Below are 15,500 nucleotides of genomic sequence, written 5' to 3' on the forward strand. Positions count from 1 at the left end.
GCAATACCAAGCTCATTTCCTGTAAACAAAAAAAACGGCAACTCAAGAGTTGCCGTTTTCGTATCAGATTTTATTTAAGTGACGTCAGAGTCGACAACTGATATCAACAGTTAGTCATTAAACAGCAGGCAACTACGGCCATCATATTCAATGCGCTGTACCTTGGTCGCAAAAGTTGTTTCAAGCTGTTCAACCGTCATGACCTCTTGCGGTGGCCCTTTGGCAACGCATGACCCATTGTTGAGCAGCAATACCTTATCTGCTTCACGTAAGGTCCGATTGAGGTCATGATTTGCCATGACGACTGTCACTCCCTGCTCAGCCATGCGCCGCACCAACTTATACATTGCAGCTTCCTGTCCGATATCAAGTGCTGCTGCCGGTTCATCGAGTAACAACAACTGCGCTTCAGGGTTAATACTTGGCCACACCTGCAGACAGGCGGCGGCAAGACGAACACGCTGCCATTCACCACCAGAGAGCTGCTGGATATTCCGGTTCAATTTATCGCTGATATTCAGCGCATCACATATTTCGTCCAGCGCCTGTTGTACTTTCCGCTCATCCGGCTTATTTAATGCCGACAGAGAGAGCGCCAGATAGTGATGCACCCCAACAGAGAACACCGGGCGATCTTGCTGCGCTAAGTAACACCGGAGCCGGGCTAGTGACGGCAAGTCATAATCGGATAAAGACTGGCCCAAAAATTCAATCTTCCCCTGCCCTTCGTATAAACCGGAAAGCATCGAAATCGCGGTGCTCTTACCGCTGCCGTTCGGGCCGATAAAGTGAACGATCTCACCTTGTTCAATCGAAAAGGAAACCGGAAGTAACCGTGGTGGCATTGCCAGATTTTGTACATCTAATATCATGGTATTTACCGAATCTTAATCAAATTGAGAGCGAAGCAACATCCAGACAAATACCGGGGCACCTATGGTGGTGGTAAGCACACCAACCGGCAACTCAGCAGAAGGTAACACGATTCGGGATAACGTATCGGCTACAGCCAGTAACAAGGCTCCACACAGTGCCGATAAGGGCAACAAGTAGCGGTTTTCGGTACCAAAGCTTAAACGCAGCAGGTGAGGCACGACCAGGCCAACAAATCCGATCACGCCTCCCAGCGCGACAGAAGCTCCGACCAGCAACGACACAATAAGAATGAACCGCCAGCGCAACGAAGCAACATCCAGCCCTAACTGTCTGGCCTGAGTTTCGCCCAGCATCAGTAAATCCAGTTTCTTGCCCTGAAGACAGAGCCAGCATAAAACCGGTACCACTAATAGTAATACAGACAGTTGAGACCAGCTTACGCCGCCGACACTGCCCATCAGCCAGTACATGAGCTGGCGCAAGTTCAGATCATCACTGAAGTAAAACGCCCATGTCACGACAGAACCCGACAGTATCCCCAAAGCGACACCTATAAGTAACAGGCGCGCTGTTGAGACCTTCCGCCGACGCGATAAACCCACTAACACCAGAGTAAACAATAAGGCACCGACCATCGCAGCTAACATCGTTAGCATCGGGGTTGGGGCAAAAGGCAGGGCAAACAGCAGAATCACCAATGCCAGGCTAGCGCCACCGGATATACCGAGCACCCCGGGCTCTGCCAGAGGATTACCCAGTAACACTTGCAATACTGCGCCAGAAGCAGCAAGAGAAGCGCCAATCGCTAATGCTGCAATCAATCTGGGGAAACGTAACTGAAGCAACAATTGTTGTTCGAGGGCGCCGTCTGGTGACCATGGCAGGATCCATAGTTCACCGATAGCAAGTGAAAACAGGCAAGTGGCCAACAATAAAGCCGAAACAATCCAAAAGCTGAATTTCCATTTTGCTTGCTGACGTAAAATTAGATCGTTTAATAGCATTAGAAGTCGCAATAAAAAATAGTGCGCTAACAATACCTTTTCAATGGTTAAATGAAAAGAAGCCCCACAAAAATGGTTTTTTCGTCAACTGGAATATAAATTAGGTTTTAGCGATAACCTGATCGCCTATGACAACTTCTGTCCGCTGAACCAATAAACAGGCTCGCTGTCCTGTAGCAACATTGGCGTTAGGGAAAACAATAGCTTCCCCCCCCTCTAAAGAAAAATATTCCACCCCTTCATCGTGTGCCAGTAGTTTGCCATGCTCAAAGAATGAAAAATTGGCCTGCTGCGCCGGGAAGCTAAAGGCAAAAGCCGGGGTTTGCTTCACTAGTGTCCGGGTAATACGGTAAACATAGGGTGTTCCCGCCTTCCATTCAGTATCGAGTTCGGGTTCACAGACCAGATTGTTCATGGCCGCAGCAAAAGGTTCAAGTTGTGTCAGGTCATTTTTACCTAAAGCAGCAACCTTACCTAACTCCATCGTCAGTGCCTGCGCCGAAAATTTTTCGGCACTATACCAACTGAATGTCGGCGAAGGGGAATTAGACAGTAAGATCGCCTCAATTTCAGCTTGCTGTAAAAAAGCAAACAAAGCCTGGCTCCGGATTTTATTTTCGCTATAAGGACTGACAGCGAACGTATAATGGACAGAGTCCCTGATCGCACAGTGTAAATCCAAATGCCAACGATTCGGAGGAGTGGCAGATGTTTTCCCGAAGAAATGATCAACGCTATCTTGTAGCTGATTAGCCATCACACGATCAACATTAGAGTCATCATTTCGATCCGCGAAAAGGCGGTTCATGTTCTCGGTGATAAAACGTTTATGGGCGTTGATTGCCTGAGGGTGCGCGATGATCAGTAATAGCCGATGCTTGGGTTCAATTTTCTGCAGGAGAATTTGCTCTGCCAGTTGTTGAACAAGCTCTATCGGCCCGGTTTCATCCCCGTGGACACCAGAAGAAATCACAATATCTTTAACAGAATCATTCGCCTCTGCAGGTGTGATGTACAGCACACCTCGATGAGACAGTTCGCAGCGCACACCTGAATCCAGCACCCATTCACCGGCTTCGAATGGCAGGGAAAGATCCAATGTCGCCGCTAAAAACTTCCCCTCTTTCACCGACTGTAGCAATGTCATTTACAACCTCCGTGTCATGCTAATCATATTGCTATACCAATCGAGATAACTTAATACCAATCGGAGTAATCCAACCAGCGTTATTATATCAATCTCATTTACTATACAAGCTAGCTACATCTTTGTAACGCCTGCTTTTCTGCTGTATATCGCAATTTATGATATAGGGTGTGGAATTGTGGAATTGTGGAATTGTGGAATTGTGGAATTGTGGAATTGTGGAATTGTGGAATTGTGGAATTGTGGAATTGTGGAATTGTGGAAAGAGTTTAAAAAGAAGACCCTGGCAAATCTACACGTTTTGCCAGGGTCTTTATTGTATGGTTTAAGCGTTAACTTAAGGCTCTTATTTTTCGATATCTATACTTTCTACGCGAGCTTTAAGTTTCTGACCAGGGCGGAAAGTAACAACACGGCGTGCAGAAATTGGAATATCTTCACCCGTTTTAGGGTTACGTCCCGGCCTCTCGTTTTTGTCGCGCAAATCGAAGTTACCAAAACCTGACAACTTTACCTGCTCGCCATTTTCAAGAGCCTTCCTGATTTCTTCAAAGAAGACTTCCACCGTATCCTTGGCGTCCCGTTTGCTTAATCCAACATTCTCAAACAGGTCCTCAGCCAAATCGGCTTTTGTGAGCGCCATAGATAACTCCCTCAAGACTATGCGGAATGGATAGTGCACACAACTCGAATATGTATTAGTACAAGTTAGCGTATCACTGCGAATTAGTTTGGCTGGGCCGAAACCTGCGTATCATCAATTTGATATGCAGTTAAGTTCTGGGAATACCCGCTCGACCTCAACTAGTGACAAGTTTAAGCCAACTCGCTGATTTCCGCCAACTTTTTTAAGTGAAGTTCATGTCAAATTATTGATTTATAGGGTACGTCAGGCTCCATTTTCATGCATCAGGTTGAGCTTCATATTGAATGAAACAAAAAATAAACCCTGATAAAACAGCCAGATACAGAACAAGCTTCCAAAGTAATCGTGTAATTCAGAAAATATCTCTAACAATCAGAATGTTAGAATTTTTTAGATTTAGATCAAAAAAAGCAGCCCTTTATGGCTGCTTTCTCAAAACAAAGACTTAAAAAGACAATGTCTGCTTTGTTACTCAGATATAAACCAAGTTTTTACTCTAGTATGAAGCTAGTCGCGCAGGCTTGCACCAAAACGTTCAGCAAGGGCGGCAACAATATTGTCAACGGCACCAGAAATATCAGCTTCTTCAAGTGTGCGATCAACAGATTGCAGTGTCAGTGCAATCGCAAGGCTCTTATTGCCTTCTTCCACACCTTTACCACGGTAAACATCAAACAGGTTAACCCCTGTTAATAATTCACCGCCGTTCTCACGGCAAGCAGCAACCACATCACCTGCAGATACTTCTTCACTCACAACGACCGCAATATCACGACGGTTTGCCGGGAATTTAGATACTACAGCCGCTTCAGGCAATACGCGCGTATTGATCGCATCCCACTCAATTTCGAATACGACAGTACGGCCGTTAAGACCAAACTTACGCTCAAGTTCAGGATGCACTGTACCGATAAAGCCAACTTCTCTCTCTGTTTCCAAGCCAGCATCAACCACAATTGCGGCGGTCTGCCCTGGGTGCAGAGCTGGATGCTTAGCGGCTTTGAAACCAAATACGACATCGTTAGCCGTCAGTTCAAGAACAGCTTCCAGATCGCCTTTCAGATCAAAGAAATCAACCGTGTTAGTTTCGATGTCCCAGTGTTCTTCGCTGCGAGAACCCGCAATAACGCCCGCCAGCATTGGCTCTTGACGCATGCCGTTTTCAGCAGACTCACATGGAATGAAACGTAAACCATATTCGAACAAACGAACACGTGGCTGTTGGCGCTTCTGGTTGTGGACAACAGTATTCAATAGGCCTTGGATAAGACCAAGACGCATTGCTGACATATCAGCAGAAATTGGGAATGGTAGAGTTAGTGGCTCAACACCAGGCACAAGCAGTTTTTGCTGCTCTGGCTCAACGAAGCTGTAAGTAATTGCTTCGTGGTAGCCACGGTCAACAAGAAGGTCACGTACGCGCTTGAGCGGCAGGTTCGCTTCTTTATGGTCGTTCATGCTGAGCGCAGCAACTGGCGACTGATTTGGAATGTTGTTGTAACCGTATATACGGCCAACCTCTTCAATCAAGTCTTGCTCGATGGCAATATCGAAACGCCATGTTGGTGCCGTAGCATTCCAGCCTTCAGCTGTTGCTTCAACAATTAGGCCTAGACGCTCTAGAATTTCAACAACATCAGCATCAGCGATGTGGTGACCTAACAGGTTATCAAGCTTAGTGCGGCGTAGTGCTACTGTGTTTGGCTTAGGTAGGTCAGCTTCGGACTCAACGCTAACAACAGGCGCTACTTCACCACCACAGATTGCGACTAGAAGCTGCGTTGCACGCTCCATCGCTTCTACTTGTAATGTTGAATCAACACCGCGTTCGAAACGTAATGATGAATCCGTATGCAGGCCATAGCTACGTGCACGGCCACGAATTGCATCAGGTGCAAAGAACGCACACTCAAGCAATACGTCTTTTGTATCGGCGTGAACACCAGAGAACTCACCACCGAAGATACCGGCAATGGCCAGAGCCTTACCGTGGTCAGCAACAACCAAGGTATCGCTGTTCAGTTTAGATTCCGTACCGTCAAGCAGTGTGATCATCTCATCCTGCTCTGCCATACGGACCACAATTCCACCGTCAATCTTGTTAAGGTCGAACGCATGCATTGGCTGGCCCATTTCGAGCATCACATAGTTAGTGATATCAACGATAGGATCGATAGAGCGGATACCACAACGACGCAGTTTTTCTTGCATCCATAGCGGTGTATCAGCTTTAACGTTTACACTTTTAACAACACGGCCAAGGTAACGTGGACATGCATCAGACTCTTTAACATCGATCGACACCATGTCTTCAATTGAAGCCGCAACGACTTCAACCGTCGGCCCAGTCACGTCAGCACGGTTTAGTACACCGACTTCACGCGCAAGGCCGCGAATGCTGAAACAGTCAGCACGGTTCGCCGTTAAGTCAACGTCGACAGTGACGTCATCCAGACCCAGGAAGTCACGGAAGTCAGTGCCCAGCACGGCGTCTTCGGTAAGTTCCATAATGCCGTCAGACTCAACATCAATACCAAGTTCAGTGAAAGAGCAAAGCATACCGTGAGAAGGCTGACCACGTAGTTTTGCTTTCTTGATTTTGAAATCGCCTGGCAGTACAGCACCTACAGTTGCTACAGCCACTTTGATGCCTTGACGACAGTTTGACGCACCACAAACGATGTCTAGTAGCTCTTCGGCACCAACATCAACTTTGGTTACGCGCAATTTGTCTGCATCTGGGTGCTGGCCACACTCAACAACTTGACCAACTTTAACGCCAGTAAATGCACCCGCCACAGGTAGTACATCGTCTACCTCCAGGCCAGCCATTGTAATTTGATGAGTTAGTTCATCAGTGGTAACCGCAGGGTTAACCCACTCACGAAGCCATGATTCGCTGAATTTCATTGTGATTAAACCTCTGGATTACTTGAACTGTTTTAGGAAACGAAGGTCATTCTCGAAGAACGCACGTAGATCGTTTACGCCGTAACGAAGCATAGTCAGACGTTCAACGCCCATACCAAATGCGAAACCAGAGTATTTCTCAGGATCGATGCCTACACTGCGAAGTACGTTCGGGTGAACCATACCGCAGCCAAGAACTTCTAACCATTTACCATTTTTGCCTTTAACGTCGACTTCTGCAGAAGGCTCTGTAAATGGGAAGTAAGATGGGCGGAAGCGTACTTCCACTTCTTCTTCAAAGAAGTTACACAGGAAGTCGTGCAGAATGCCTTTAAGCTGGGCAAAGTTAACATTTTCGTCAACTAGCATGCCTTCTACCTGGTGGAACATTGGCGTGTGTGTTTGGTCGTAATCATTACGGTAAACACGGCCTGGAGCAATAAAGCGTAGTGGCGGCTGGCTTTCTTCCAGAGTACGGATCTGAACACCAGAGGTGTGCGTACGAAGCATCAAGTCTGGGTTAAAGAAGAAGGTATCGTGATCCGTACGTGCAGGGTGATCTTCAGCAATGTTCAATGCATCGAAGTTGTGGAAAGCATCTTCGATTTCTGGGCCAGCTTCAGTCGTAAAACCAAGCTCACCAAAGAAACTTTCAATACGTTCGATCGTACGAGTAACAGGGTGTAGACCACCGTTCTCAATACGACGCCCCGGAAGAGATACGTCGATGGTTTCTGCGGCAAGCTTCGCTTCTAGTTCAGCACGCTGTAGAGCGTCTTTGCGCTCAACAAGTAGTGCCTGAACAGCTTGCTTCGCTTTGTTGATCTCTTGACCCGCAGTGCGACGCTCTTCTGGTGGTAGTTTACCTAGTTGTTGTAGTTGAAGGGTTAAGTGACCCTTTTTACCTAGGTACTGAACTCGGACTTCGTCCAGAGCGACTAATGATTCAGCCTGCTCTATAGCTGCCGTTGCATTGGCAATAATCTCGTCTAGATGTTGCATCGTTTCCTCATCCACCCACAGGTGGCGTCCTTTCGGGAGATATAAATTCGCGTAACGATACATACTAAAGAAACACGCGTCTAAATCCAAATTGAATCGTAATAAAAAGAGGGGATTGAACAAAAATAATGCCGCTTTGTTGTTATGAACCGGCCAAAAACTTCTCTCATGGGTATAACACAATCACAATCGAGTAGTCACTCGCGCGGAGTGACGAAATGTCATGAAACGTCAATATGACGCTTGAATATGTCCAGCGATATGTTGAAATCCTCAACAATATGAAATCAAACCCTTATTGATTGTAACGCAAAGACTGCAGAGATACGCCTAGCCATGACTTATCGTTATTCCAGCCCAGATGCTCACGATATCAGTATGATCCAAGTCAGGATATGCGGACACAATTAATGTCAAATCGACCCTTCGGTACAACTTAGATAAACCTATTTATAGGAGATAAAATGAAAAGAATTTACGCATTTGATAGCCTGAAATTACTGGGGATTGTGGCAATATTTGTCATTCATTACTCAATTTTTTACTCTTACGGCGACGTTGAGAAAAATAGCATTTACCTTATCCTGAATATTCTGGCTCGTTTTGCGGTACCGTTTTTCTTTGTCGTTGCTGGCTATCTTTATTATTTCCAAAGCATGACTGACAGTGGTGCTTATACAAAACGCTATCTGGCCAAGCTGATCAGGATGTATCTCAGCTGGACCCTGATTTATTTTGTACTTGCTGGTATTGGCTATCAATTCTGGCGTCCGTATTCATTTTCATCTGCGTTCTACCACGGTACTTTCGGTTCTGAAATCATGTGGTTTATGCCTGCATTAACAATTGCCGTGCTACTTCAATATATCGCCCAAAAATTCAATACCAGCACAGTCTTGTTTGCGATCGCCAGCCTGCTGCACCTGATAGGACTAAGCGGTCAGTCCTATCAAGCACTCCTGCCGTTTGAGATTTTTAATCCAGAAACAAACACCTTCTTTATCAATTCCCGCGATCCGCTCTTTTTCGGACTGTTCTATGTGACACTTGGATACCAACTGGCCAAGGTTAATGCAGTGAGTTTAATTAAGAAACTACCTTGGCCAGTCTATCTGTTGGGAACAGTTCTTTTTTCAGGCTTGTCGATTGCTGAAGGTTTATGGTTGATCCAGGGTCACGGCGGGATCATCGCTGACTATTACATCATGACGCTTCCTGTCACACTTTCCTTGATCGCACTGGCTCTGTCTCTGCCCACAGTAAACAAACCATCATGGTTCGCAAGAATCGGGGAGCACAGCGGTGAAATCTACCTGAACCATGGAATTTTAAACGGCTTGGTTATGTCCGTATTCTGGCACATGGGCGTCTTTTCGGATCCCGAAGTAAGAGCTGTGGTGGGTAACAACCTTGCCCTACAAATACTTCTGGTTCCTTTCGCCCTTGCAGTCAACCTTACTTTCTATTTTGCCATCCGCAGTTTATTCCGGCGTTGCTTTGGCAAGCAAACTCTTAGCGCTTACCGAGAATCCGCTATGGTACTCAGTGCGTTCTGGCTGTTATTTATATATGTCCCAAATGGACAGGGCGAAAACCTGTTTAACAGCCAGAGCCCAATGACAATGTTTATTGCAGTTTGTATATGTTGCATGGCCTATTACGGTTTCGTTCGATGGCTAGCCCCTGTTAGCAGTCAACAATCAATTCCGATTATCAAACATATTATTGTCGGAGCCGCAGTCTCTGGTTATTGGTTAGCCCTTTCTGCTGGCGGTGCACTAGAGATGCTGAGAAGCCTCTACCAGCAGGAGGCCAATCCGTTTGTTTCAGTACTATCGAGCCCGCTCGTTACGTTTAGTGTACTCATTGTTTTCTCTGTTGGCATCACTCTCGGACTGCATAAATGGCTCTATGCGCCGAACCTAAATACCAGAGAACAAGTTATCCCTCATCGTTAGAGCCTCTTGTGATGTGGTCACTGGCGCGCTGACACAAAGTGTTTAACTACACCGATGTAGCCCAAATCAATATTGCTGACAATAAACTGGTCGTGCAGGTATAAGCGAAAGGTGAGATTGTGCGGCTTTAAAAACTGAATTACTGTGGTGCAGAAACGAAAAAAGGAGAGCCGAGGCTCTCCTTTTCACTTAAAACTGGACTGTATTACAGTGCAGCTTTCGCTTTTTCAACAAGTACTGTGAAAGTAGCTTTGTCGAATACAGCGATGTCAGCAAGGATCTTACGATCGATCTCGATAGATGCTTTCTTAAGACCGTTGATTAGACGGCTGTAAGACATACCATTCTGGCGAGCTGCAGCGTTGATACGTGCAATCCAAAGTTGACGGAAAGTACGTTTCTTCTGACGGCGGTCACGGTAAGCGTATTGACCAGCTTTAGTAACAGCCTGGAAAGCTACGCGGTAAACACGTGAACGTGCACCATAGTAACCTTTAGCTTGTTTAAGAACTTTCTTGTGACGTGCACGCGCTTGTACACCACGTTTTACGCGAGGCATAGGAGACTCCTAACTAATAAATAAAATATAAAACTAAAAACGATTAAGCGAACGGAAGCATACGAGCAACTGCAGCCACTTCACACTTAGGAAGGATTGCATTTGGACGAAGCTGACGTTTGTTCTTAGTAGTACGTTTAGTCAGGATGTGACGCTTAGTAGCGTGCTTAAACTTAAAGCCACCAGCAGTTTTTTTGAAACGCTTAGAAGCGCCTTTGTTGGATTTCATCTTAGGCATGATGAGACTCCGCATTGTTGATAGTTAATAATCATAGTAATAGGGCGAACAAAAGCGCTGCCGAAGCAGCGCTTTTAGCTACTTGAATGCCGTTATTACTTCTTCTTTGGAGCAAGCATCATAGTCATTTGACGACCTTCAACTCGATTAGGGAAGCTTTCGCAGACCGCTAGGTCTTCTAGTTCTGCCTTAATACGATTTAGAAGATCGATACCAAGATTCTGATGGGCCATTTCACGACCACGGAAACGTAGTGTGACTTTACCCTTGTTGCCCTCTTCTAAAAAGCGAGTCAGGTTGCGTAGTTTTACCTGATAGTCGCCTTCGTCTGTACCAGGTCGGAATTTAACTTCCTTGATCTGGATTTGTTTTTGCTTTTTCTTTTGATCTTTAGCAGCCTTGCTCTTTTCGAACAGGTACTTACCGTAGTCCATCACTCGACAAACTGGTGGCTCGGCATTCGGGCTGATTTCGACAAGATCCACACCAGCATCATTCGCAATACGAATTGCTTCATCAATAGAAACGACACCGATGGACTCGCCATCTATACCGGTTAAACGCACTTCACTAACATCGCGAATCTCACCGTTTAAACGGTGTGCATTTTGTTTAACTGGTGCTTGAGTTCTTCTTCCGCCTTTAATACCTTAGTCCTCCAAAACATTGAGCTTACGACTGCTAATTTCTTGCTGCAAGAACACAACAAGGTCATCAATCTTGAATTTACCCAAATCTTTACCCTTGCGAGTACGTACTGCTATTTCGCCTGCTTCGACTTCTTTGTCACCACAGACAAGCATGTAAGGCACTCGCTTCAAAGTATGTTCGCGGATTTTAAAGCCAATCTTCTCATTTCTCAAGTCCGCATTGACTCTAATTCCACATTTTTGCAATTTTTTTACTATTTCTTGTGCATATTCTGACTGACTGTCAGTAATATTCATCACAACAGCTTGTTGAGGCGCCAACCATGTCGGGAAGAAGCCTGCGTAATCTTCGATAAGAATACCGATGAAGCGCTCTAGTGAACCAAGAATCGCACGGTGAATCATTACTGGGGTATGACGTTCGTTGTCTTCACCCACATATGTCGCACCTAAACGCTCTGGTAATGCAAAGTCTAGCTGAACGGTGCCACACTGCCATGCACGATCTAAGCAGTCATGCAGTGTAAACTCGATCTTAGGGCCGTAAAATGCACCCTCACCTTCCTGAATTTCATATGGAATTTCCATAGATTCAAGAGCTAATGTAAGATCAGATTCAGCTTTGTCCCACATTTCATCAGAACCCACGCGTTTTTCAGGACGTGTAGATAGTTTAACAACAATGTTGCTAAAACCGAATGTCTGATAGGTATCGTACACCATTTTGATACAAGAAGTAACTTCTTGTTGCACTTGGCTTTCAGTACAGAAGATATGCGCATCATCTTGAGTAAAGCCACGTACTCGCATAATACCGTGTAGTGCACCTGATGGCTCATTACGGTGACAGGCACCGAACTCAGCCATACGTAACGGTAGATCACGGTATGATTTCAAGCCTTGGTTAAAGATCTGAACGTGACCCGGACAGTTCATTGGCTTGATTGCGTATTCACGGTTCTCAGAACTTGTTGTGAACATCGCTTCTGCATATTTGTCCCAGTGACCAGAGCGTTCCCATAGAACACGGTCCATCATTAATGGACCTTTTACTTCTTGGTAATCGTACTCAGTCAGCTTCTCACGCACAAAGACTTCTAGCTCACGGAAGATAGTCCAACCGTTGTGGTGCCAGAACACCATACCAGGCGCTTCTTGCTGCATATGGAACAGGTCAAGGTGCTTACCGATTTTACGGTGATCACGCTTTGCTGCTTCTTCAAGACGAGTAAGGTGTGCTTTAAGCAGCTTCTTGTCTTGGAAAGCCGTACCGTAGATACGTTGCAGCATTTTGTTGTCGCTGTTACCACGCCAGTAAGCACCAGCAACGCTCAGAAGTTTGAAGTTCTGGCAGAAGCTCATGTTAGGTACGTGAGGGCCGCGACACATATCAATGTATTCTTCGTGGTGATATAAACCTGGACGATCGTCACGAGAAACGTTCTCGTCAAGGATTTCAATCTTGTAAGTCTCGCCACGCGCTTCAAATGCATCACGCGCTTCTTGCCAGCTTACTTTCTTCTTAATAACGGTATACTTTGTCTTCACAAGCTCTTGCATGCGCTTTTCAATCGCATCGACGTCTTCTTGCGTTAAAGATTGCTCAAGGTCAATATCGTAATAGAAGCCATTGTCAATCGTAGGGCCGATCGCCATTTTAGCTTCAGGATAAAGTTGCTTGATTGCGTGACCTAGCAGGTGCGCACAAGAGTGACGGATGATTTCCAGACCGTCTGCGTCTTTAGCTGTGATAATTTCTAGGTTCGCATCATTTTCGATCAGATCGCAGGCGTCAACGCGCTCACCGTTAACACGACCAGCGATACAAGCTTTCGCTAGACCAGGGCCAATGTCAGCAGCAACATCCATAGTTGAAACAGCATTATCGAATTGACGTTGACTACCGTCAGGAAGAGTAATTACAGGCATGAAAATGTCCTTCACAGTGGTGCCACATACCAAGTAGCACTTGAGTTAATTAAATACAAATAAAATCAGCACCTTACGGTTGGTGCTTTAGTGATTTGAACTTTTTGGAACTGTTCTTGGTACAAAAAACAAGAATGTATTCAAGAAGGAACACATTCTAATGAAATGATATGAAATAACAATGTCTATCCGTATAAGCCGTTTACGTTGTACATAATTAGCGCATTGCATACAGTTACCTGGATCTAAACCACTTCAAGATACGAGCTTTATTCTCTTTTATTCTTTATTAATCATTATATGTCTGTGTAAATCAAAGTGATGACTATCTAAGTATTTGAATTCATAACTATACCCTTTGATTTTATCGGTGTACTGTGGCACTAGGATTGATCAGTTGCATATTAATTATCAGAGGGAATTATGAGTTTATTTTATGTAAACAAAGACGCACAAGAGAATGGCGATCATGAGGTTCACAGTGCATCATGTAGCTATCTTCCAAAGAAAGAAAACTGCCACCCACTTGGTTATCACACCGCCTGCAGTACAGCCTTAACTGCGGCTAAAAAGGTCTACCCAAAATCAAATGGCTGCTATTATTGCTCCTATTCAAGTTACACCGCACCAGAATAGCCATCGCTTATACCCAAATAACCTCAAGATGCTGAAACGAACATCTTGAGGTTATTTGGGTATAAACGTCAGACATAAAAAATGCCGGCCATAGCCAGCACTTTTCTGAAGATAAGTCTTCTAATTATAAAGCAACTACGTTTGCTGCTTGAAGGCCTTTCTGGCCTTGCTCTACGTCAAAAGAAACTTTTTGACCTTCAGCTAGAGTTTTAAAACCCTCTGAAGCGATAGCACGGAAATGAACGAATACGTCAGCGCCGCCGTTATCTTGAGTGATGAAACCAAAACCTTTCTCTTCGTTAAACCATTTTACGATGCCAGTAGTTGAATTAGACATATATGCCCCTTATTTAAAATTCATGAAAATCGCGGATTCGCGACATTCTAATATATTGAATTATATAATGTTACGATAAATATAAGGGAAACACATAAGCACAAAACGATAACGTATATGTAGCTGAAGGTTTAACTTGTACTTGATGTTGCATTTAATAACTCTCTGAAGAACTGAGCGAGATAATAACACCTGTGCATTTTTTGTACAGTATAATTTTAAAATCTTTCCCAGCCTCTCGTTCTTAGACTTACAACAATATCGTTTATACCAACTTATATGACACGACATAAAGCTGTTCGATACCCGGGTAGATCTCCTGAATCACCGCTTTCAGCTCTGCCAACGTCATGTTTTCTTGTTCGGCATGAAAGAAGCTCAAATCATCAAATAAAATGGGTTCAACCGAGATGATATCTAACTGGCAGAAGCCTCGGCCATCTTCGAACGTCGATACATCAACACGCGAACCCGGTACATAATCACATTCAGATTCATCGCGGATCGTGATCGTCTTCTTGCCTGAAAGAATATCGGCTTCAAAGCGCTCAAAGAACGTCATCACGGTAGGCGGATTTTCCATCGAATCGTTGCTTGTCTGGGCTTTTGTAGTAGATGTGTCACTGTTTGTCATGATTTGTGCTTCAGTTTATTCGTGTGGGTATATTAAAACAGATCTTAAAGACATTGGCCAAATCATTCACCACCATCCAGATCGCGCTGTTTCTCAGTTCAGCCAAAGAAACAAAACAATAGCTTGAAATACACGGTAAAAGTTGCTTTTATTTGTATAGGCAATTATGGACAAACCGCAATGGCACAGTCACCCCGCTATTTACAAATTAAACAATACCTAAACGAGAAGATTCAATCTCGGACATGGCCACCAGGCTTTAAAATTCCGACCGAAGTTGAGCTGTCTGAACAATTCTATGTCAGTCGTATGACTGCCAATAAAGCCATTCGAGATCTGGTCGGTGAAGGTTTGCTTGAGCGTACACCGAGGCTGGGCACGTTTGTTTGCCATAAGAAGGCCGAGTCGCCTTTAATGGAGATCCGCAATATTGCGATTGAAATCCGCAACCGTGGTCATCAGTATTCAAATAAAATCATTACCCAAGCGAAGGTTGATGCTAAAGATGATATAGCGTTACGTATCGGGGTCAGACACGGTACTGTCATTTACTTTACTCAAATTGTCCACTACGAAAATGATGTCCCGGTTCAGCTGGAAGAGCGTTGGGTCAACCCGGATTTCGCACCAGAGTATATTGCGCAAGATTTTACCCGACAGACCCCCAATGAGTATCTGGTCCAGACCTGCCCACTGAGTGATATAGAACATACTGTAGAAGCCATTATTCCACCTAAGCACATCTCCACACTGCTAAATATGAATGATCGCTCCCCTTGCCTGCTGTTGAATCGAAGGACATGGAGTAAGAAGAATCTTATCAGTATCGCTTTGCTCTATCATCCAGGCGATAAGTATAAATTGAGCTCACGGACGAAGGTGTAATTTCAGTGAGGGTCTTGAGTCCAGACCCGATTTTACGGCCCGACCAAAAACCTCCCACGCCACATATTTCACTCATTGTCAGTATAATA

The 15,500-nt window shown here is 44.9% G+C and carries 14 protein-coding genes; 2 read left to right on the plus strand and 12 right to left on the minus strand.

Going from position 1 to position 15,500, the window contains the following annotated elements; translation table 11 throughout:
- Positions 1–110: 110 nt before the first annotated feature.
- The 6 genes from btuD to pheS all read right to left on the minus strand — a co-directional run bounded on the left by btuD (position 111) and on the right by pheS (position 7,585).
- A complete protein-coding gene (gene btuD, locus AC2204_RS00270) occupies positions 111–872 on the minus strand; it encodes a vitamin B12 ABC transporter ATP-binding protein BtuD (RefSeq protein WP_318923220.1) in 762 nt (253 codons plus the stop codon).
- Between the two features lie 15 nt (positions 873–887).
- Entirely contained in the window at positions 888–1,880 is a 993-nt protein-coding gene (gene btuC, locus AC2204_RS00275) for a vitamin B12 ABC transporter permease BtuC (RefSeq protein ID WP_318923221.1), read from the minus strand.
- A gap of 100 nt (positions 1,881–1,980) precedes the next feature.
- The gene (locus AC2204_RS00280; RefSeq protein ID WP_318923223.1) at positions 1,981–3,027 is read right to left on the minus strand and encodes a succinylglutamate desuccinylase; all 1,047 of its coding nucleotides are present in this window, start codon (positions 3,025–3,027) and stop codon (positions 1,981–1,983) included.
- A gap of 346 nt (positions 3,028–3,373) precedes the next feature.
- Positions 3,374–3,670, minus strand: coding sequence for an integration host factor subunit alpha (ihfA, locus tag AC2204_RS00285; RefSeq protein ID WP_107282389.1), 297 nt, complete (start codon positions 3,668–3,670; stop codon positions 3,374–3,376).
- 510 nt (positions 3,671–4,180) lie between these two features.
- Positions 4,181–6,583 carry a phenylalanine--tRNA ligase subunit beta gene (gene pheT / locus AC2204_RS00290; RefSeq protein ID WP_318923226.1) on the minus strand — a complete coding sequence of 801 codons (2,403 nt, stop codon included), beginning with the start codon at positions 6,581–6,583 and terminating at the stop codon, positions 4,181–4,183.
- Between the two features lie 18 nt (positions 6,584–6,601).
- A complete protein-coding gene (pheS, locus tag AC2204_RS00295; RefSeq protein ID WP_107282717.1) occupies positions 6,602–7,585 on the minus strand; it encodes a phenylalanine--tRNA ligase subunit alpha in 984 nt (327 codons plus the stop codon).
- A 464-nt stretch (positions 7,586–8,049) separates the two neighbouring features.
- Between pheS and AC2204_RS00300 the strand changes: the two genes are divergently transcribed.
- Complete coding sequence (locus AC2204_RS00300; protein ID WP_318923227.1) at positions 8,050–9,543, plus strand: acyltransferase; 1,494 nt, start codon at positions 8,050–8,052, stop codon at positions 9,541–9,543.
- A gap of 205 nt (positions 9,544–9,748) precedes the next feature.
- Here the strand turns inward: AC2204_RS00300 and rplT are convergent, their stop codons facing one another.
- From rplT to yqfB, 6 genes are all read right to left on the minus strand, one after another.
- Positions 9,749–10,102 (minus strand): 50S ribosomal protein L20, encoded by a 354-nt coding sequence (gene rplT, locus AC2204_RS00305; protein ID WP_005367388.1) that lies wholly within the window; start codon positions 10,100–10,102, stop codon positions 9,749–9,751.
- A 43-nt stretch (positions 10,103–10,145) separates the two neighbouring features.
- A complete protein-coding gene (rpmI, locus tag AC2204_RS00310) occupies positions 10,146–10,340 on the minus strand; it encodes a 50S ribosomal protein L35 (protein ID WP_006232269.1) in 195 nt (64 codons plus the stop codon).
- 95 nt (positions 10,341–10,435) lie between these two features.
- The gene (gene infC, locus AC2204_RS00315) at positions 10,436–10,987 is read right to left on the minus strand and encodes a translation initiation factor IF-3 (RefSeq protein WP_107282386.1); all 552 of its coding nucleotides are present in this window, start codon (positions 10,985–10,987) and stop codon (positions 10,436–10,438) included.
- A 3-nt stretch (positions 10,988–10,990) separates the two neighbouring features.
- On the minus strand, positions 10,991–12,919 hold the full coding sequence (gene thrS / locus AC2204_RS00320) for a threonine--tRNA ligase (protein ID WP_318923267.1): 1,929 nt from the start codon (positions 12,917–12,919) through the stop codon (positions 10,991–10,993).
- A gap of 760 nt (positions 12,920–13,679) precedes the next feature.
- Complete coding sequence (cspE, locus tag AC2204_RS00325; RefSeq protein WP_107282525.1) at positions 13,680–13,892, minus strand: transcription antiterminator/RNA stability regulator CspE; 213 nt, start codon at positions 13,890–13,892, stop codon at positions 13,680–13,682.
- Between the two features lie 265 nt (positions 13,893–14,157).
- Positions 14,158–14,454, minus strand: coding sequence for a N(4)-acetylcytidine aminohydrolase (gene yqfB / locus AC2204_RS00330; protein WP_318923917.1), 297 nt, complete (start codon positions 14,452–14,454; stop codon positions 14,158–14,160).
- Between the two features lie 252 nt (positions 14,455–14,706).
- On the opposite strand from yqfB, the gene hutC reads away from it, so the two are divergent.
- Entirely contained in the window at positions 14,707–15,411 is a 705-nt protein-coding gene (hutC, locus tag AC2204_RS00335) for a histidine utilization transcriptional repressor HutC (protein ID WP_318923271.1), read from the plus strand.
- Positions 15,412–15,500 lie beyond the last annotated feature (89 nt).

The organism is Photobacterium sp. (assembly GCF_057456235.1).

Coding starts and splice junctions, on each gene's coding strand:
- btuD (WP_318923220.1), bottom strand. CDS start 872: ATGATATTAGATGTACAAAATCTGGCAATGCCACCACGGTTACTTCCG.
- btuC (WP_318923221.1), bottom strand. CDS start 1,880: ATGCTATTAAACGATCTAATTTTACGTCAGCAAGCAAAATGGAAATTC.
- AC2204_RS00280 (WP_318923223.1), bottom strand. CDS start 3,027: ATGACATTGCTACAGTCGGTGAAAGAGGGGAAGTTTTTAGCGGCGACA.
- ihfA (WP_107282389.1), bottom strand. CDS start 3,670: ATGGCGCTCACAAAAGCCGATTTGGCTGAGGACCTGTTTGAGAATGTT.
- pheT (WP_318923226.1), bottom strand. CDS start 6,583: ATGAAATTCAGCGAATCATGGCTTCGTGAGTGGGTTAACCCTGCGGTT.
- pheS (WP_107282717.1), bottom strand. CDS start 7,585: ATGCAACATCTAGACGAGATTATTGCCAATGCAACGGCAGCTATAGAG.
- AC2204_RS00300 (WP_318923227.1), top strand. CDS start 8,050: ATGAAAAGAATTTACGCATTTGATAGCCTGAAATTACTGGGGATTGTG.
- rplT (WP_005367388.1), bottom strand. CDS start 10,102: ATGCCTCGCGTAAAACGTGGTGTACAAGCGCGTGCACGTCACAAGAAA.
- rpmI (WP_006232269.1), bottom strand. CDS start 10,340: ATGCCTAAGATGAAATCCAACAAAGGCGCTTCTAAGCGTTTCAAAAAA.
- thrS (WP_318923267.1), bottom strand. CDS start 12,919: ATGCCTGTAATTACTCTTCCTGACGGTAGTCAACGTCAATTCGATAAT.
- cspE (WP_107282525.1), bottom strand. CDS start 13,892: ATGTCTAATTCAACTACTGGCATCGTAAAATGGTTTAACGAAGAGAAA.
- yqfB (WP_318923917.1), bottom strand. CDS start 14,454: ATGACGTTCTTTGAGCGCTTTGAAGCCGATATTCTTTCAGGCAAGAAG.
- hutC (WP_318923271.1), top strand. CDS start 14,707: ATGGCACAGTCACCCCGCTATTTACAAATTAAACAATACCTAAACGAG.